Raw genomic sequence first — 16,870 nt, forward strand, 5'->3', positions numbered from 1 at the left:
AACTCGAAATTCTTGGGTATAAAGCAAAAACATTGTACATAGCGCTGAATATAAAGAGCGCTACGCCCGATAACCGTATTCGAATGGTTCTGTTAAACCAACATCAACAGCGCCAATACGACCACTGCACCCACCCCCATAGAGGCGATATACCAACGTACCTGGCCGTTCTCACTCACCGTCAGGCCACGGTTCCCCCAGCGGGAGAATATAGCCGGTAGGTTCATCAGCGAGTTCAGCGGATCACGTTGCAACAGCTTCGCAATGCCCAGGTACGGTTTGACGAAGACTTTGCCATACAGCCAGTCGAAACCCCAGGCATGGAACCACCAGGTTGAGAAGAAACGCCCCAGTGTGCTGTTGGCGATGCGGGTCACCAGGCTGCGTTTGCCCAGCCACAGTGCAGCCGCCAGCAGGATGCCGACGATAGCCACTACGCCGGAGGTGATTTCAAGCCGCAGCACGCTACCCTGCGCCAGCTCGGTAGTCTCCGGCAGTACGCCTTGCAGCGGTGGTACGATCATCGCACCGATGAAGGTGGATAGCACCAGCAGAACCAGCAGCGGTAGGTGGTGAGCGATACCAATACCTGCGTGGGCTTTGATTTTCTCTTCGCCGTGGAACACGATGAAAATCATCCGGAAGGTGTATAGCGAGGTCATGAACGCACCGACCAGACCGACAGCCATCAGATTGAGGTGACCGCTGGCCATCGCGCCCGCCAGGATCTCATCCTTGCTGAAGAAGCCAGCGGTGATCAGCGGCAAGGCCGACAATGCCGCACCGCCAACCAGGAAGCAGACATAGACCAGCGGAATGCTCTTGCGCAAGCCGCCCATCTTGAAAATGTTTTGCTCATGGTGGCACGCCAGGATCACCGAACCGGCTGACAGGAACAACAGCGCTTTGAAGAACGCGTGGGTCATCAGGTGGAAGATCGCCGCGTCCCACGCTTGCACGCCCAGCGCCAAGAACATGTAGCCTATCTGGCTCATGGTGGAGTAAGCGAGCACGCGTTTGATGTCGGTCTGCACCAGCGCGGCAAAGCCAGCCAGCAGCAGGGTTACTGCACCGACGATGCCCACCAGATGCAGCACTTCCGGTGCCATCAGGAACAGGCCGTGCGTGCGGGCAATCAAGTAAACGCCTGCGGTCACCATGGTTGCCGCGTGGATCAGAGCAGAAACCGGGGTTGGCCCCGCCATCGCGTCCGCTAGCCATGTTTGCAACGGCAACTGCGCCGATTTACCCACCGCGCCGCCCAGCAGCATCAGGGTTGCCCAGGTGAGGGTGGTATCACCTAGCGCCAACTTCTGCGGTGCCAAGAGAGTCAGCTCACGGATATTCAGGGTGCCCAGCTCGTTGTAGAGGATAAACAGCGCGAACGCCAGGAACACGTCGCCAACGCGGGTCACAATGAAGGCTTTCATCGCCGCCGCACCATTGGCCCGATTTTTGTAGTAGAAGCCGATCAGCAGGTAGCTGCACAGGCCCACGCCTTCCCAACCCAGGTACATCAACAGCAGGTTGTCCGCCAGCACCAATACCACCATGCTGGCGATAAACAGGTTGGTGTAGGCAAAAAAGCGCGAGTAGCCTTCTTCACCACGCATGTACCAGGAAGCGAACATGTGGATGAAGAAACCAACACCGATGACCACTGACAGCATGGTCAGCGACAGGCCGTCCAGTGTCAGGATCACGCCAATATTGAAGTTGCCGACAGTCATCCAGTTCCATAGGCTTTGCTCGAACAGTGGCACGCCAGCGGCTTTCTGGGTGAGGAAGTCCATCGCCACATAAACTGTGACCAACGCGGCCAGGCCGATAGAGCCTACGCCGACGATTGCCGCCGTGTTCTCAGACCCTTGACCACGGGAAAAGGCCAACAGCAGGAAGCCGATCAACGGGAGCAGAATGGTTAAATATAGTAGGTTCATCCGCGCATCTCACTGAGAGTATCAATATTCAGAGTGTGACGACGGCGGTAGAGCTGTAGTAGCAGCGCCAAACCGATGCTGGCTTCGGCTGCCGCCAGGCTGATCGCCAGGATGTACATCACTTGCCCATCCGCTTGGCCCCAGTAGCTGCCCGCCACGATAAACGCCAACGCCGCAGCGTTGATCATCACTTCCAAACTGATCAGCATAAACAACAGGTTGCGGCGCACCAGCAGTCCGCTTAGTCCAAGCACAAATAGGACGGCCGCCAGGATCAGGCCGTGTTGAAAAGGGATCATGCTTGCTCCTCCGATTTTCTTCTCGTCATTTCGCTGTTGCCCAGCACCTCGCCCGACTTGTGCTCACGGCCAATGTGGAAGGCGACAACCAGCCCCGCCAACAGCAGCATTGAAGCCAATTCAACCGCCAGCACGTAAGGCCCAAACAGGCTGATACCCACAACTTTAGCATCCACCATCTCGCCGCTGATATCTTGATCAGATAGGCTACGGATGGCGATAATCAGCACCACCAACAATACCAGCGACATCAGCCCGGGGCCGATCCACACCGATGGCTTCATCCATGCGCGTTCCTGCTGCTGCACCGCGTTACCGAGGTTCAGCATCATCACCACAAACACGAACAACACCATGATGGCCCCCGCGTAGACGATGATTTCCAGCGCACCAGCAAAGTAAGCGCCGAGGGAGAAAAAGACTGCCGAGATCGCCACTAGTGTGACGATCAGATACAGCAATGCATGCACAGGATTGGTATGGGTGATCACACGAAGCGTTGCGGCCACCGCCACTAAACCTGCCAGATAAAATACAATTTCCATGCTTGGCTTGCTCCTTACGGCAACAGAGCTTTGACGTCGATCGGTTTGGCTTCGTTTTCGGCTTCGCCTTTGGCTTTGCCGTCAATCGCCATACCGGCCATCCGGTAGAAGTTATATTCCGGATATTTACCCGGCCCCGATATCAAGAGATCTTCTTTTTCATACACCAGATCCTGGCGCTTGAACTCACCCATTTCGAAATCTGGCGTCAGTTGAATAGCGGTGGTCGGGCAGGCCTCTTCGCACAGGCCGCAGAAGATGCAGCGCGAGAAGTTGATGCGGAAGAATTCCGGATACCAGCGGCCGTCTTGCTGTTCTGCTTTTTGCAACGAGATACAACTGACCGGGCAGGCCACCGCACACAGGTTACAGGCGACACAACGCTCTGCGCCATCCGGGTCACGCGTCAGCACGATGCGGCCCCGGTAGCGCGGCGGCAGGTAAACCGGTTCTTCTGGATACATTTGGGTTTCGCGCTTGGCGAAGGCATGCAGGCCAATCATCCAAATGCTGCGCACCTGGGTGCAGAAACCAACCACTAACTCTTTCAATGTCATGGTTTATTCACCCCTTATTGAGCGTTGTACAAAATGACTGCGGCGGTTGCCAGCAGGTTCAGCAGCGTCAGCGGCAGGCACACTTTCCAGCCAAAAGACATCACCTGGTCGTAGCGCGGGCGCGGCAAGGCAGCACGGATCAGAATGAACATCATCATGAAGAAGGCCGTTTTCACTGCAAACCAGATGAAGGGTGGCAGGAGTGGCCCCTGCCAACCACCGAAGAACAACGTCACAATCAGGGCGGATACGGTGACGATACCGATATATTCACCCACGAAGAATAAACCGAATTTCATGCCAGAATATTCGATGTGATAGCCATCAGCCAGTTCCTGCTCGGCTTCCGGTTGGTCAAACGGGTGACGGTGACACACCGCTACACCGGCAATCGCAAAGGTCACAAAACCAAAGAACTGCGGGATGACGTTCCAGAGGTGCGCCTGCGATTGAACAATGGCCTGCATGTTGAAAGACCCCGCCTGCGCTACCACGCCCATCAACGATAGGCCGATAAACACTTCATAGCTCAGGGTTTGCGCCGAGGCGCGCATCGCCCCCAACAGCGAGTATTTGTTGTTGCTCGACCAGCCAGCGAACAGCACGGCGTACACCGTCAGGCCAGCCATCATCAGGAAGAACAAAATGCCGATGTTGAGATCAGACACCGCCCAGGTCGGGCTGACCGGAACGATGGCAAAGGCCAATAACAGGGAAGTGAAAGCGATCATCGGTGCCAAGGTGAAGATCACCCGATCAGAGAACCTCGGAACCCAGTCTTCCTTGAAGAACATTTTGATCATGTCAGCGACCAGTTGCAGCGATCCCCCCCAGCCGACGCGGTTTGGCCCATAACGGTTCTGGAACAAGCCGAGCAAACGGCGTTCGCCAAAACTCATTAATGCGCCGCAAACCACCACCACCAGTAGGATCACTACCGCTTTTAGGATGGCGATCAGAATGGCGATCACCTCAGGGGTAAACCAGCTCATTGTGTTGCCTCCCGCAGATTTTCAACCGTTGCACCCACCAAAATCGGCGAGATCCCTGGCAAGCCAAGCGGCAAACCAACCTGGCCCTGAGCTAAGGTTGCGCTCAGGCGTACCGGCAGACGCAGCCACTGCCCTGCACAACTGAACTCCAACATGCTGCCAGTGTTAACGCCGAGCTGTGCGGCATCGGCTGGGTTCACCATCACGTAGGCATCCGGCATGCGCTGCTGGATCACGCTGGAGCGCTGCGACATTTCATCGCTGCCGAACAGATGGTAGTAAGGCGCGACACGCCAACCGTCGATCGGGTTAAAAGCGGCAGGCACCTGGGTGAAATAGTTCAGGCTACCCTCCCCCGCTTCGATCAAGCGCACGCCCGGATCGCCATGGCGTAGCTTGCCGCCCACTTCGGCCTGGAACTTGTTCCAGGCCTGCGGTGAGTTCCAGCCTGGTGCCCAAGCGAACGGGATCTGTTGACGATCGGCCAGCGGGCTGTTGTTACCTTCCATCGAGAAGGCGAACATGGAGTCTTTATCCTGCGGCTGACGCGGTTCATGCACGCTGATGTTGGCACGCATGGCGGTACGGCCGCTGGATCGATGCGGAGAGCGCGCCAGTTTCTGCCCGCGAATGCGGAAGCTCGCATCCGGCGCAGCATCGACGATACCCTGTAGCTGCGGCAAGGCGGCGACGCAAGCAGCGATGACGTCATCAAGCTGCGTCCAGTCCACGTGGCAGTTGGTGTAGGTGGCGTGCAGCGCATGCATCCAGCGCCAACTTTCCAGCATCAGGGTGAACTGATTCTTTTTGGCATCATCGTAGTAAGCCGGATCGTACACTTGGAAAAAGCGCTGCGCACGACCCTCCTGGTTGATCAGCGTGCCATCGCTCTCGGCGAAGCTGGCCGCCGAGAGGATCAGGTTGGCCTTGTCCATGATGGCGGTGCGCTGATGGTCGGCGACGATCAGGTTGCTGACCTCGGCCAGCGCCGCGTTCACTTGCGCCACCGGCGCATGGCGATAGAGATCGTTCTCCATCACGATGGCGGTATCAGCCGCGCCACTGATCAATTGCTCTAAAGCCTGATCGAGTGAACCGCCGCCGATCATTGCCAGCCCCATGCTGTTGGCGGCACCCGCCACGAAGGTGATGCCGACGTCAGCTCCACGGCCTTTCAACGCTTTGGCGATGTTCGCCGCCGCTTCGATGATGGCTTCGCTGCCGGCGTTGCTGCCGGTGATGATCAACGGTTTGCGGGCATCAGTCAGCGCCTGCACGATGATGTCGACTTTCTTGTTCAGGCCATCAGCCAGGTCGTTCACTGCCGGTGCGGCGTTGTCCAGCGCATGCGCAATGGCAAAACCAAGGCGTGCCTGCTCGTCTACTGGCGCGCGGTAGTTCCAGGCAGCGACGTCGTCTAGGCGAGTGTTATCCACATTGGTGGTGAACAGCGGGTATTTGGCCTGCTGGCCAATGTTCTGCACCGCTGCGATCTGCCAGTCGGCAACGCGCTGCGCCGCCGCCATCGCCCGTGCCTTGCCCTTAACGGCCTGGCGTACCGACAGCGCGATGCGCGCACCGGTTTGTGTCAGGTCTTCACCCAGCACCAGCACCGCGTCGTACTCTTCGATTTCGCGCAGTGCCGGAGTGTGAATGCCGCCGTTTTTCAGCACTTTCAGCATCAGCGCCAAGCGCGACTGTTCGGCCTGAGCGATGCCGGTATAGTAGTTCTCAGCACCGACCAGTTCACGCAGCGCGAAGTTGCTTTCCAGGCTGGCACGCGGCGAACCAATGCCGATGGTTTTTTTCGCCTGACGCAGAATATCTGTAGCACCCTGCATCGCCTGTTCAGCGTTTAAGGTGATCCAGTCGTTACCACGTAACTGCTGCGGTTGACGCGGACGATCCTGGCGGTTGACATAGCCGTAACCGAAACGGCCACGATCGCACAAGAAATAGTAGTTTACGCTACCGTTGTAGCGGTTTTCGATGCGGCGCAGTTCACCATAGCGCTCACCTGGGCTGGTATTACAGCCAATGCTGCACTGCTGGCAGATGCTTGGCGCAAACTGCATATCCCATTTGCGGTTGTAGCGTTCGGAGTGGGTTTTGTCAGTGAATACGCCGGTTGGGCAGACTTCCACCAGGTTGCCGGAGAACTCGCTTTCCAGCGTGCCGCTTTCGGTACGGCCGAAGTAGACGTTGTCGTGCGCACCATAGACGCCGAAGTCGGTGCCATCCGCATAATCTTTGTAGTAACGCACGCAGCGGTAGCAGGCAATGCAGCGGTTCATCTCGTGCGAGATAAATGGCCCTAGTTCCTGATTGTTGTGGGTACGCTTGGTGAAACGGTATTTACGGAAGCTGTGGCCGGTCATTACTGTCATGTCTTGTAGGTGGCAGTTACCGCCCTCTTCACAAACCGGACAGTCGTGCGGGTGGTTGGTCATCAACCACTCGACCACGCTTTCGCGGAACTGTTTCGCCTCACCATCGTCGATGGAGATAAAGGTTCCATCGGATGCCGGTGTCATACAAGACATTACCAAACGGCCACGCGTATCTTCCGCGTTTTGGTATTGCTTTACCGCACATTGGCGGCAAGCGCCGACGCTTCCCAGCGCCGGATGCCAGCAAAAATAAGGAATATCAAGGCCGAGAGAAAGGCAAGCCTGCAACAGGTTGTCCGCACCCTCTACATCGTATTCTTTGCCGTCTACATGAATCGTAGCCATAGTCAGCATGCTTCCAGTTGGCCTGAAATAACCTTCATCCTTTACGTTGCTGCTGCGTTGGCTGCCTGTGTTCACACCGATCATTGAGTTCACTAAACTCCCGGCGTTTCCCTCAGTTGCCGTCTTGCTGCCACGTAAATGATGGGGCCATTCTTCAAGCGTTAATTATAAAATCTTTTTTAAGCGCAGCATTGAGATGCCCTATTTGACGCCTCTCATTTGCCTGAAGCGTTACCAACGTTGCTTCAGCAGATTATTCGGCTGAATGCCGCCAATCGCATGGGCGTGATTGCCATAGTGCTGAGCGGCAATGCCTGCTTCAAACTCTGCACGGAAATATTTAATCGCGCTTTGCAGTGGCTCTACGGCACCTGGCGCGTGGGCGCAGAAGGTTTTACCCGGTCCGAGGGAACGGCATAGCTGCTCAAGGGTTTCGATATCCCCCGGCCGCCCTTCGCCATTTTCCAGCGCGCGCAGGATCTTCACGCTCCACGGCAGGCCGTCGCGGCAGGGCGTACACCAGCCACAAGACTCGCGGGCGAAGAACTCTTCCAGGTTGCGCACCAGCGGCACCATGCCGATCTCATGGTCTACCGCCATCGCCAGCGCGGTGCCGAGACGGCTACCGGCTTTGCCGATCGCGCCATATTCCATCGGTAGATCGAGGTGTTCAGCGGTCAGGAAGTCGGTACCCGCACCGCCCGGTTGCCAGGCTTTAAAACGCAGACCCTCACGCATGCCGCCAGCGTAATCCTCCAAGATCTCACGCGCTGTGGTACCGAACGGCAGTTCCCAGACGCCCGGATTTTTTACCCGGCCAGAGAAACCCATCAGCTTGGTGCCTTTATCTTCACTATTGGAAATACCGGTGTACCATGCCACGCCATTCGCCAGGATCGCCGGCACATTGCACAACGTTTCTACGTTGTTGACGCAAGTCGGTTTGCCCCATGCGCCAGCAGAGGCCGGGAATGGCGGCTTGGAGCGTGGGTTGGCGCGGCGGCCTTCCAGAGAATTGATCAAGGCGGTTTCTTCACCGCAGATATAGCGGCCAGCACCGGTGTGAACCATCAGTTCGAAATCAAAACCAGTGCCGAGAATGTTCTTTCCCAAGTAGCCGGCGGCGGTGGCTTCCGTGATGGCGCGGCGCAGGTGCGCCGCCGCTTCGATGTACTCGCCGCGCAGGAAGATGTAACCGCGATAGGCTTTCAGCGCAAAGGCGGAGATCAGCATGCCTTCCACCAGCAGGTGCGGCAACTGCTCCATCAGCAAACGGTCTTTATAGGTACCCGGCTCCATTTCATCGGCATTACATAGTAGGTAACGGATGTTCATTGAGGGGTCTTTTGGCATCAGGCTCCATTTCATACCGGTGGAGAAACCTGCGCCGCCACGGCCTTTCAGCCCGGCGTCTTTCACCAGATTAACGATCTCATCCGGTGCCAGTTCCCTGAGGGCTTTCTCTGCACCAGCATAGCCGTTCTTGCTGCGATACTCATCCAACCACAGCGGCTGTTTGTCATCGCGCAACCGCCAGGTCAGCGGGTGTGTTTCGGGAGTGCGTATAATGTCTTTAATCATTGATACTGCTCCAGTAGCGTCTCGATATCTTCAGGCTTTAGCTGACTGTGTGTGTCCTCATCAATCATCATGGTCGGCCCTTTATCGCAGTTGCCCAAGCAGCAGGTCGGCAGCAGAGTGAAGCGGCCATCAACAGTGGTTTGACCCGGCTTGATGTTCAGCTTCTGTTCTATCGCGGCCTGAATACCCTGATAACCGGTGATATGACAAACAACGCTGTCACAATAACGGATCACATGACGCCCTACCGGCTGACGGAAAATCTGGCTATAGAATGTGGCCACGCCTTCTACATCGCTGGCAGGAATGCCTAACACTTGCGCGATGGCGTAAATCGCACCGTCTGGAACCCAGCCGCGCTTCTTCTGCACAATTTTCAGCGCTTCGATAGACGCGGCGCGCGGATCTTCGTAATGGTGCTTTTCATGCTCGATCGCATCACGTTCTTCCGCACTCAGTTCAAACGCACCAGCGCCGCTCTGAGGAGTGGCTGCATTGATAGGCTTAAGCGCATCGTTGACTGCGTGATTGTCTTTTTGAGAGTGCATAGTTAGCGGTCCACATCTGACATGACAAAATCGATACTACCCAGATAAACGATCAGGTCGGAGACCAGGCTGCCACGGATCACCGCCGGTATTTGCTGTAGGTGCGCAAAGCTTGGCGTACGTACCCGGGTGCGGTAGCTCATGGTGCTGCCGTCACTGGTCAGGTAGTAGCTGTTGATCCCTTTGGTGGCTTCGATCATCTGGAATGATTCGTTGGCTGGCATCACCGGCCCCCAGGAAACTTGCAAGAAGTGGGTGATCAGCGTTTCGATATGCTGCAACGTGCGCTCTTTCGGCGGTGGCGTGGTCAGTGGGTGATCGGCCTTGAACGGGCCTGCCGGCATGTTGTTCAGGCATTGTTCGAGGATACGCAGGCTCTGGCGCAGTTCTTCCACCTTCAGCATCACGCGGGTGTAGCAGTCGCTGTGGCCGTCGCCAACCGGAATTTCAAAGTCGAAATTCTCATAACCGGAATACGGACGCCATTTGCGCACGTCGAACTCGATGCCAGTGGCGCGCAGGCCTGCGCCAGTGACGCCCCACTCCAACGCTTCTTTAGCGTTATAAGACGCCACTCCCACGGAACGGCCTTTCAAGATACTGTTCTTGAGTGCCGCCTTGACGTAGGAATCCAGGCGTTTCGGCATCCACTCAAGAAACTCGCGCAGCAGGCGATCCCAGCCGCGTGGCAGGTCATGCGCCACGCCACCAATGCGGAACCAAGCCGGGTGCATGCGGAAACCGGTTATCGCTTCCACCAGATCGTAGATTTTCTGACGATCGGTAAAGGCGAAGAACACGGGAGTCATGGCACCGACGTCCTGAATGAAGGTGCTGATGTACAGCAGGTGGCTGTTGATGCGGAACAGTTCGGACAGCATCACGCGGATGGTATCAACACGCGCCGGCACCTCGATGCCTGCCAACTTTTCAACCGCCAGCACGTAAGGCATCTCATTCACACAGCCGCCGAGATACTCAATGCGGTCGGTGAACGGAATGTAGCTGTGCCAAGACTGACGCTCACCCATCTTCTCGGCACCGCGATGGTGGTAGCCGATGTCAGGTACGCAGTCGATGATCTCTTCGCCGTCCAGTTGCAAGATGATGCGAAATGCCCCGTGTGCCGAGGGGTGATTTGGGCCAAGGTTGAGGAACATGAAATCCTCGTTCTCGGTGCCACGTTTCATGCCCCAGTCTTCCGGCTTAAAGGTCAGTGCTTCCATTTCCAGATCTTCTTTCTGTTTGGTCAACACGAAAGGATCGAACTCGGTGGCACGTGCCGGGTAGTCTTTACGTAGCGGGTGACCCTCCCAGGTTTGGGGCATCATGATGCGCGTCAGGTGCGGGTGCCCATCAAAGGTGATACCGAACATTTCCCAGGTTTCGCGCTCATACCAATTGGCATTCGGGAATACCTTGGTGGCAGTGGCCACATGCAGGTCTTTTTCAGACAACGCCACTTTCAGCATGATGTCGCGGTTGCGTTCAATAGAAATGAGATGATAGAAAACAGAAAAATCCGCAGCAGGCAAACCATCGCGGTGGGTGCGAAGACGCTCGTCCACGCCATGCAGATCGAACAGCATGACGTAAGGCTTCGGCTGTTTTCTCAGAAACGTCATGACTTCCAGCAACTGGTCAGGTTTGACCCATACCACAGGTATTCCGGTACGGGTGGGCTGAATAGTGAAGGCTTCCGGCCCAAAACGGTTGCACAGTTCGCCGATCACCGGATCGTCAAGATGATCTCGGGTTTGCCAGGCAGACAAGGCGTCGTGCGTCGTTAAATCTGTCATAATTTTTTTCACCACACTAAAGGGTCATTTCGCCGCAAGTTTTACTTTTCGCTGTGTTAACCAATAGCGCACACTACTCAGATGGACGTCTTAAATCTCGTCAGGCGTGCGAAGGTGGGTTACCGCAATCCGCTCGCCGCGTTTACGCTCTCTTTCAGACTGCATGTTGGCGCGGTAAACGCCCTGATCGCCGACTACCCACGACATCGGGCGGCGTTCTTTGCCAATGGATTCTTGCAGCAGCATCAGCGCCTGCATGTATGCTTCTGGACGTGGCGGGCAACCGGGAATATACACGTCAACCGGCAGGAATTTGTCCACGCCTTGCACCACGGAATAGATATCGTACATGCCGCCGGAGTTAGCACAGGCACCCATTGAGATTACCCATTTCGGTTCCAGCATCTGCTCGTACAGGCGCTGAATGACCGGAGCCATTTTGGTGAAACAGGTGCCAGCCACCACCATCAGGTCAGCCTGACGTGGCGATGCACGCAATACTTCTGCACCGAAACGCGCCACATCATGAACAGCGGTAAACGAGGTCACCATCTCCACGTAACAGCATGAAAGGCCGAAGTTATACGGCCAAATAGAGTTTTTACGCCCCCAATTCACCATGTCATGCAACGCATGTTCGAGTTTACCCATGTAAACTGTACGATGAACCTGTTGTTCCAAGGGATCGGCGACGATCTCCTGTTTTTGCAGGGGATAACGGTCATTCTCACCGTTCGGCTCTATGCGGGTGAGCGTATAATCCATCTTAATGCCTCGTTTTTAAACACAAATGACTACTGCGGATGACTGTTAGAGTTAGTGATGGTGCCGGGTTTGCTCTGGCGCTTGGAACGCGCTGGCGTCCAATCCAATGCGCCGATGCGCGCCAGATACACCAAGCCCGCCAATAGCACCAAAATGAAAATGGCAGCTTCGATAAAGCCTACCCAACCACTCTCGCGGATCGAGGCCGACCAGGCATACAGGTATAAGGCTTCAACATCAAAAATAACGAAGAACATAGCCACCAGGTAAAACTTGGCGGATAGACGCATGTGCGCCGTACCCACCGCATCGATCCCGGATTCAAACGGGGTGTGTTTGGCGCGCGCCTGCGCCCTCCCGCCCAGAAAGAAAGCACCTAGCAGCATTAAGCTGCAAAGCCCAATCGCTACGACAAGAAATACGGCGAACGCCCAGTGATGAGCGATAACTTCAGTGGCTGTTGACATTCTCTATGCTTACTCATCAAAAGTGGCGTCGATCACTCTGCTAATGAACTGGCAGTTAGTGCACCACATCGATTCAAGGGAAGGATAAATTAACCACACAAACAAACTGTTTTACAGCGAGCTAGGCAGCATTTTACTGTGGGCTTTTTACTCCTGTTTACAACCTTTTGTCAACTTTAGCAAAAGTAACCACATTTTTGTTTACATAGTCACCATTACATTAACATTTAATGCCTCGAATTCAAGCTAAATCGTGCCAGCTAATTTTTTTTAGCAACATATAGATATGAAAAACAGAGCTATTCTCGTTTTACTATACCACCATTATCTCAGAAATATCCCAATATTCCACTCATAAACTAAGGGTATGCTTTGATCTAGGATAGACTTTTAGCATAAATCCTCAAAAAAAGTGTGTGAATTTAACAATTTTTTTAAGTTCAGCACCATCCCGCCCTCATTGCCCTTATTAAGAAACGGTAAAACATGTTTATACCGAAAAACCGCGTTTCAATGACAACAAAAACCAAAAAAATAACCAACCTATAATAATTTACAAACAAACTATAAACAAAACCACTAAAAATACACTTTTATCGAGCTAGAGCCAAAAAAAAACCTCTGCCGAAGCAAAGGCTGTCTCATTCAGATTGAACGCGCTCAGGCGTTATTCTTGTTCGTCAACCCAGTTAAAGGTCACCTTCATCAACCAAACTAACATCATCCGGCATGGCTTCGCCCTGCCGGATGATGTTATAGCTGTCGCTGCTCCCCTGCATCGCATTGAAGATCACCTTCGCCAGTTCGCTGCTACACTGGGCGTCTTTGCACAAGACATACTGGGTATCCGGCAACGGTGGTAAGCCCTCCACTGCCCCCAGCACCCGCAGGTCGGGAGTCATCATTTCGATCGGCCGTGTGGTGATACCCAAGCCAGCCTTACAGGCTACGCGAACAGCGGACAGAGTCGAAGCCACATAGACAATACGCCATGGAATGCCCGCCTGATCCAGATGTTGGATCGCTATAACGCGGAATGAGCTAGGCTCATCCATCACCACCAATGGAATAGGTTCACCGGTCTGGTAATGATAATCCGCCGCGCAATACCACAGTGTCGGCGAAGTGCGCAGCACAATATGCGGTTGATCCTCGGTATGTGCCGTAGTGATCGCCAGGTCAACCTCGCCATCTTTCAGCATATCCACCATCTGCGGGCTACGTTTCACCCGCACGTCAATCGCCAACTTGGGGTAAATCGAGGTCACGCGGTTCAGCAGGAAAGGCAAAATGGTATCAGCGGTATCATCCGAAGCACCAATAGTCAGAACACCTTTTATATCGTTGTATATCAGAGAAGCACAGGCTTCATCGTTAAAACGCAGGATTTTCCTGGCGTAGCCGAGAAGTTGAATACCCTGTTCTGTCAATAACTTGTTGCGTCCATGGCGAGCAAACAGCTCTTTGCCAACCAGTTGCTCTAACCGTTGCATTTGTTGGCTGACTGCTGACTGAGTGCGACAAACAGCGACGGCCGCCGCCGCAAAGGTGTTCAAATCAGCAACAGCAACAAAGGTTCTTAGCAGATCGAGGTCGAGATTAAGTGTTTGACGATTTACAGTTATCATAGTGTATTCTTCACTTTTTTTTAAATTCTAATTTACCCACTACCCTGGTGTGTATCTCAGGCATCGTTGAATAGTAACGACTCCTGCTTTATGACATTACTCTACTCATTAGAAGAGGGCAAAAGATTACTTATATTTCGTTACATCTGACGTTTTTTAAAATGTGTTCTATCGAAATTGCTTGTACAAAGCAGGAGCTTAATACGAGTAAAAATGTTTGATTCTTAACAAACTGAAAATTTCACTCATGCTTGCGCCCAATTCCCACTTCATTCGCATGACAGCAACACCCGCATACCATGTGAGGAGACTCGGCTTTCCGTCAATAAATATAAGCTGGGTTTGAGGTATCACATAGTATCTAATCATCTGACTATAATGAATTCAATTGATAATATTCATTACAGTGAGTATTATCACGAAAGTTAATTAAGAGTTTCTTAAGTTAAAGGTAATGTATTATTAATGCAGTTAACTACTTTCACTATTATGATTTGCTTAACAACAATCTGCTATCAGACTACTCCGGTATTATCATTTCTTCACAGTTATCTGATGCAATCCTGGCTCTCTGCTCAGCACCTGGATGCTCGTAAAACGCCGTAGCGAAAATAAACGGCTACATCACGTTTGCAATTCAACATAAAATGACAAAATCATGGCAAAACAAGCCATGTAAATCAAAATGAAGTTTTGCCTTGTTTATCATCACTAAAATATCCCTTCGCGCCCTGTGTTGGCACCAAAGACATGTGCAACGCTTCAAAAACATCAGCGCCAGTAGTACATTAGGTGGTTTGCGCTGTTCCACAGTAACAACGCCCTATCCCAGTAAGTAAAAGGTTCAACTTCCTATGTCACCCATTGAGAAATCCAGCAAATTGGACAACGTCTGTTATGACATTCGCGGCCCGGTGCTCAAAGAAGCTAAACGTCTTGAGGAAGAAGGCAATAATGTCCTGAAACTGAACATCGGTAACCCTGCCCCGTTCGGCTTCGATGCTCCAGACGAAATCCTGGTTGATGTGCTGCGCAATCTGCCTACTGCGCAAGGTTATTGTGATTCCAAAGGGCTTTTTTCGGCACGTAAGGCGATCATGCAGCACTACCAAGCGCGCAATATGCGTGACGTTACCGTTGAGGATATCTACATTGGCAACGGCGTATCCGAGTTGATCGTCCAATCCATGCAGGCACTGCTCAACACTGGTGATGAAATGCTGGTGCCAGCACCCGATTACCCACTGTGGACCGCAGCAGTGTCGCTGTCCGGTGGCAAGGCGGTACATTACCTGTGTGACGAGCAGGCCGGTTGGTTCCCGGATTTGGACGACATCATCAGCAAGATCACCCCACGCACCCGTGGCATTGTGATCATCAACCCGAATAACCCAACCGGCGCAGTCTATAGCAAAGCCTTGCTGGAGCAGATCGTCGAGATCGCCCGTCTGCATAATCTGCTCATCTTTTCCGACGAGATTTACGACAAAATCCTGTATGACGAGGCTGAGCACCATTCGATCGCCGCGCTGGCACCCGATCTACTGACTGTTACTTTTAACGGCTTGTCGAAGACTTATCGCGTGGCGGGCTTTCGCCAAGGTTGGATGGTGCTTAACGGGCCGAAGAAACAGGCCAAGGGTTACATCGAAGGGTTGGAAATGCTGGCCTCAATGCGCCTGTGCGCCAACGTGCCGATGCAACATGCCATCCAGACCGCGTTGGGTGGCTACCAAAGCATCAGCGAATTCATTCAGCCCGGCGGCCGGCTATATGAACAACGCAACCGCACCTGGGAAATGCTCAACGATATCCCCGGCGTCTCCTGCGTGAAACCGCAAGGTGCGCTGTACCTGTTCCCGCGCATCGACACCAAACGTTTCAACATCCACGACGACCAAAAAATGGTGCTTGACCTGCTGCTGCAAGAAAAGGTGCTGTTGGTGCAAGGCAGCGCATTCAATTGGCCGTATCCAGACCACCTGCGCATCGTCACGCTACCCCGCGTGGATGAGTTAGAAATGGCGATCGGCAAATTAAGCCATTTCCTGGAAAACTACCGGCAGTAAAAACGAGCACACTCTGGCAATGGCTGAAATACTTCGAGACGCATCTAGGCGGCCACTGAGCGACAGATCGGTCTGGAACGGATTTGAACAGCGCTGGCCCGTAAGATGAGCCTCAAGGATGAGGCGCATTATCCCCATAAGCATAGATAACTCCGTGACCAGGGAGATAAATCTGTCGAGAGCAGACTTGAACGCGGTTTGCAGTGTGAAGGATATTTGCATAACCCGCCAGCACTGCTCACAATGACACCTTCACATTTGCCGTTGTAGATAGAGACAATCATGAGCCAGAGCCATTTCTTTGCCCACCTGTCCCGCTTGAAACTGATCAACCGCTGGCCGCTGATGCGCAACGTGCGTACCGAGAACGTTTCCGAGCACAGCCTACAGGTGGCTTTCGTCGCCCACGCGCTGGCGGTGATCAAGAACCGCAAATTCAATGGCAACCTGAACACTGATCGCGTGGCATTGTTGGCGATGTACCACGATGCCAGTGAAGTGATCACCGGTGACATGCCGACACCGATCAAGTATCACAATCCGCAGATCGCCCACGAGTACAAGAAAATCGAAAAAATAGCCCAACAGAAGTTGCTGGATATGATCCCGGTAGAACTGCGTGATGATTTCCGTTCGATTCTTGATGAGCATTACTATAGTGAAGATGAAAAGCAGGTGGTGAAACAAGCCGACGCGCTGTGTGCCTACCTAAAGTGCCTGGAAGAGCTGTACGCCGGCAATAATGAATTCACGCTAGCCAAGACGCGGTTGGACAAAATCTTACAGCAGCGCCACAGCCCGGAGATGGACTATTTCATGGCGGTGTTTATCCCAAGCTTTAGCCTGTCGCTGGACGAAATCAGCCTCGATTCCTCGCTGTAACCCCATCGGCGCGGCTCCCATGATACCGGCCAAAATCCAACAGCCAAGGTGTGATCGCCATCA

General features: G+C 53.7%; 14 protein-coding genes. 2 read left to right on the plus strand and 12 right to left on the minus strand.

The window, feature by feature from the left end; all coding sequences use genetic code 11:
* Nucleotides 1-92: 92 nt before the first annotated feature.
* From nuoL to lrhA, 12 genes are all read right to left on the minus strand, one after another.
* Entirely contained in the window at nucleotides 93-1,940 is a 1,848-nt protein-coding gene (gene nuoL, locus SYMBAF_RS07660) for an NADH-quinone oxidoreductase subunit L (protein ID WP_040265620.1), read from the minus strand.
* Nucleotides 1,937-2,239 (minus strand): NADH-quinone oxidoreductase subunit NuoK, encoded by a 303-nt coding sequence (nuoK, locus tag SYMBAF_RS07665; RefSeq protein ID WP_040265619.1) that lies wholly within the window; start codon nucleotides 2,237-2,239, stop codon nucleotides 1,937-1,939. The genes nuoL and nuoK overlap by 4 nt, the downstream gene beginning before the upstream one ends.
* Nucleotides 2,236-2,784 (minus strand): NADH-quinone oxidoreductase subunit J, encoded by a 549-nt coding sequence (nuoJ, locus tag SYMBAF_RS07670; RefSeq protein ID WP_040265618.1) that lies wholly within the window; start codon nucleotides 2,782-2,784, stop codon nucleotides 2,236-2,238. Before nuoJ ends, nuoK begins: the two co-directional genes overlap by 4 nt.
* Before the next feature lie 14 nt (nucleotides 2,785-2,798).
* The gene (nuoI, locus tag SYMBAF_RS07675; protein WP_040265617.1) at nucleotides 2,799-3,341 is read right to left on the minus strand and encodes an NADH-quinone oxidoreductase subunit NuoI; all 543 of its coding nucleotides are present in this window, start codon (nucleotides 3,339-3,341) and stop codon (nucleotides 2,799-2,801) included.
* Nucleotides 3,342-3,355: 14 nt separating this feature from the next.
* Nucleotides 3,356-4,333, minus strand: coding sequence for an NADH-quinone oxidoreductase subunit NuoH (nuoH, locus tag SYMBAF_RS07680; RefSeq protein ID WP_040265616.1), 978 nt, complete (start codon nucleotides 4,331-4,333; stop codon nucleotides 3,356-3,358).
* Nucleotides 4,330-7,068 carry an NADH-quinone oxidoreductase subunit NuoG gene (nuoG, locus tag SYMBAF_RS07685; protein ID WP_152609139.1) on the minus strand — a complete coding sequence of 913 codons (2,739 nt, stop codon included), beginning with the start codon at nucleotides 7,066-7,068 and terminating at the stop codon, nucleotides 4,330-4,332. Before nuoG ends, nuoH begins: the two co-directional genes overlap by 4 nt.
* Before the next feature lie 231 nt (nucleotides 7,069-7,299).
* Entirely contained in the window at nucleotides 7,300-8,649 is a 1,350-nt protein-coding gene (gene nuoF / locus SYMBAF_RS07690) for an NADH-quinone oxidoreductase subunit NuoF (protein ID WP_040265614.1), read from the minus strand.
* Nucleotides 8,646-9,197, minus strand: coding sequence for an NADH-quinone oxidoreductase subunit NuoE (gene nuoE / locus SYMBAF_RS07695; protein WP_006709620.1), 552 nt, complete (start codon nucleotides 9,195-9,197; stop codon nucleotides 8,646-8,648). The genes nuoF and nuoE overlap by 4 nt, the downstream gene beginning before the upstream one ends.
* A gap of 2 nt (nucleotides 9,198-9,199) precedes the next feature.
* A complete protein-coding gene (nuoC, locus tag SYMBAF_RS07700; protein ID WP_040266203.1) occupies nucleotides 9,200-10,996 on the minus strand; it encodes an NADH-quinone oxidoreductase subunit C/D in 1,797 nt (598 codons plus the stop codon).
* 90 nt (nucleotides 10,997-11,086) lie between these two features.
* Complete coding sequence (locus tag SYMBAF_RS07705) at nucleotides 11,087-11,761, minus strand: NuoB/complex I 20 kDa subunit family protein (RefSeq protein ID WP_040265613.1); 675 nt, start codon at nucleotides 11,759-11,761, stop codon at nucleotides 11,087-11,089.
* 29 nt (nucleotides 11,762-11,790) lie between these two features.
* On the minus strand, nucleotides 11,791-12,228 hold the full coding sequence (locus SYMBAF_RS07710) for an NADH-quinone oxidoreductase subunit A (protein ID WP_040265611.1): 438 nt from the start codon (nucleotides 12,226-12,228) through the stop codon (nucleotides 11,791-11,793).
* 689 nt (nucleotides 12,229-12,917) lie between these two features.
* Entirely contained in the window at nucleotides 12,918-13,856 is a 939-nt protein-coding gene (gene lrhA / locus SYMBAF_RS07715; RefSeq protein WP_040265609.1) for a transcriptional regulator LrhA, read from the minus strand.
* A gap of 854 nt (nucleotides 13,857-14,710) precedes the next feature.
* On the opposite strand from lrhA, the gene SYMBAF_RS07720 reads away from it, so the two are divergent.
* Entirely contained in the window at nucleotides 14,711-15,925 is a 1,215-nt protein-coding gene (locus tag SYMBAF_RS07720) for a pyridoxal phosphate-dependent aminotransferase (protein ID WP_040265607.1), read from the plus strand.
* Nucleotides 15,926-16,207: 282 nt separating this feature from the next.
* Nucleotides 16,208-16,807: a 5'-deoxynucleotidase gene (gene yfbR, locus SYMBAF_RS07725; RefSeq protein ID WP_006709625.1), complete on the plus strand. Its 600-nt coding sequence runs from the start codon at nucleotides 16,208-16,210 to the stop codon at nucleotides 16,805-16,807.
* Nucleotides 16,808-16,870 lie beyond the last annotated feature (63 nt).

Source organism: Serratia symbiotica (assembly GCF_000821185.2).
GTDB lineage: Bacteria > Pseudomonadota > Gammaproteobacteria > Enterobacterales > Enterobacteriaceae > Serratia > Serratia symbiotica.

Bases quoted from the DNA above. Each gene is read 5' to 3' on its own strand.
- SYMBAF_RS07705 (WP_040265613.1), bottom strand. From the start codon at position 11,761: ATGGATTATACGCTCACCCGCATAGAGCCGAACGGTGAGAATGACCGT.
- nuoJ (WP_040265618.1), bottom strand. From the start codon at position 2,784: ATGGAAATTGTATTTTATCTGGCAGGTTTAGTGGCGGTGGCCGCAACG.
- nuoG (WP_152609139.1), bottom strand. From the start codon at position 7,068: ATGGCTACGATTCATGTAGACGGCAAAGAATACGATGTAGAGGGTGCG.
- yfbR (WP_006709625.1), top strand. From the start codon at position 16,208: ATGAGCCAGAGCCATTTCTTTGCCCACCTGTCCCGCTTGAAACTGATC.
- nuoC (WP_040266203.1), bottom strand. From the start codon at position 10,996: ATGACAGATTTAACGACGCACGACGCCTTGTCTGCCTGGCAAACCCGA.
- lrhA (WP_040265609.1), bottom strand. From the start codon at position 13,856: ATGATAACTGTAAATCGTCAAACACTTAATCTCGACCTCGATCTGCTA.
- SYMBAF_RS07710 (WP_040265611.1), bottom strand. From the start codon at position 12,228: ATGTCAACAGCCACTGAAGTTATCGCTCATCACTGGGCGTTCGCCGTA.
- nuoI (WP_040265617.1), bottom strand. From the start codon at position 3,341: ATGACATTGAAAGAGTTAGTGGTTGGTTTCTGCACCCAGGTGCGCAGC.
- nuoL (WP_040265620.1), bottom strand. From the start codon at position 1,940: ATGAACCTACTATATTTAACCATTCTGCTCCCGTTGATCGGCTTCCTG.
- nuoF (WP_040265614.1), bottom strand. From the start codon at position 8,649: ATGATTAAAGACATTATACGCACTCCCGAAACACACCCGCTGACCTGG.
- nuoE (WP_006709620.1), bottom strand. From the start codon at position 9,197: ATGCACTCTCAAAAAGACAATCACGCAGTCAACGATGCGCTTAAGCCT.
- SYMBAF_RS07720 (WP_040265607.1), top strand. From the start codon at position 14,711: ATGTCACCCATTGAGAAATCCAGCAAATTGGACAACGTCTGTTATGAC.
- nuoK (WP_040265619.1), bottom strand. From the start codon at position 2,239: ATGATCCCTTTTCAACACGGCCTGATCCTGGCGGCCGTCCTATTTGTG.
- nuoH (WP_040265616.1), bottom strand. From the start codon at position 4,333: ATGAGCTGGTTTACCCCTGAGGTGATCGCCATTCTGATCGCCATCCTA.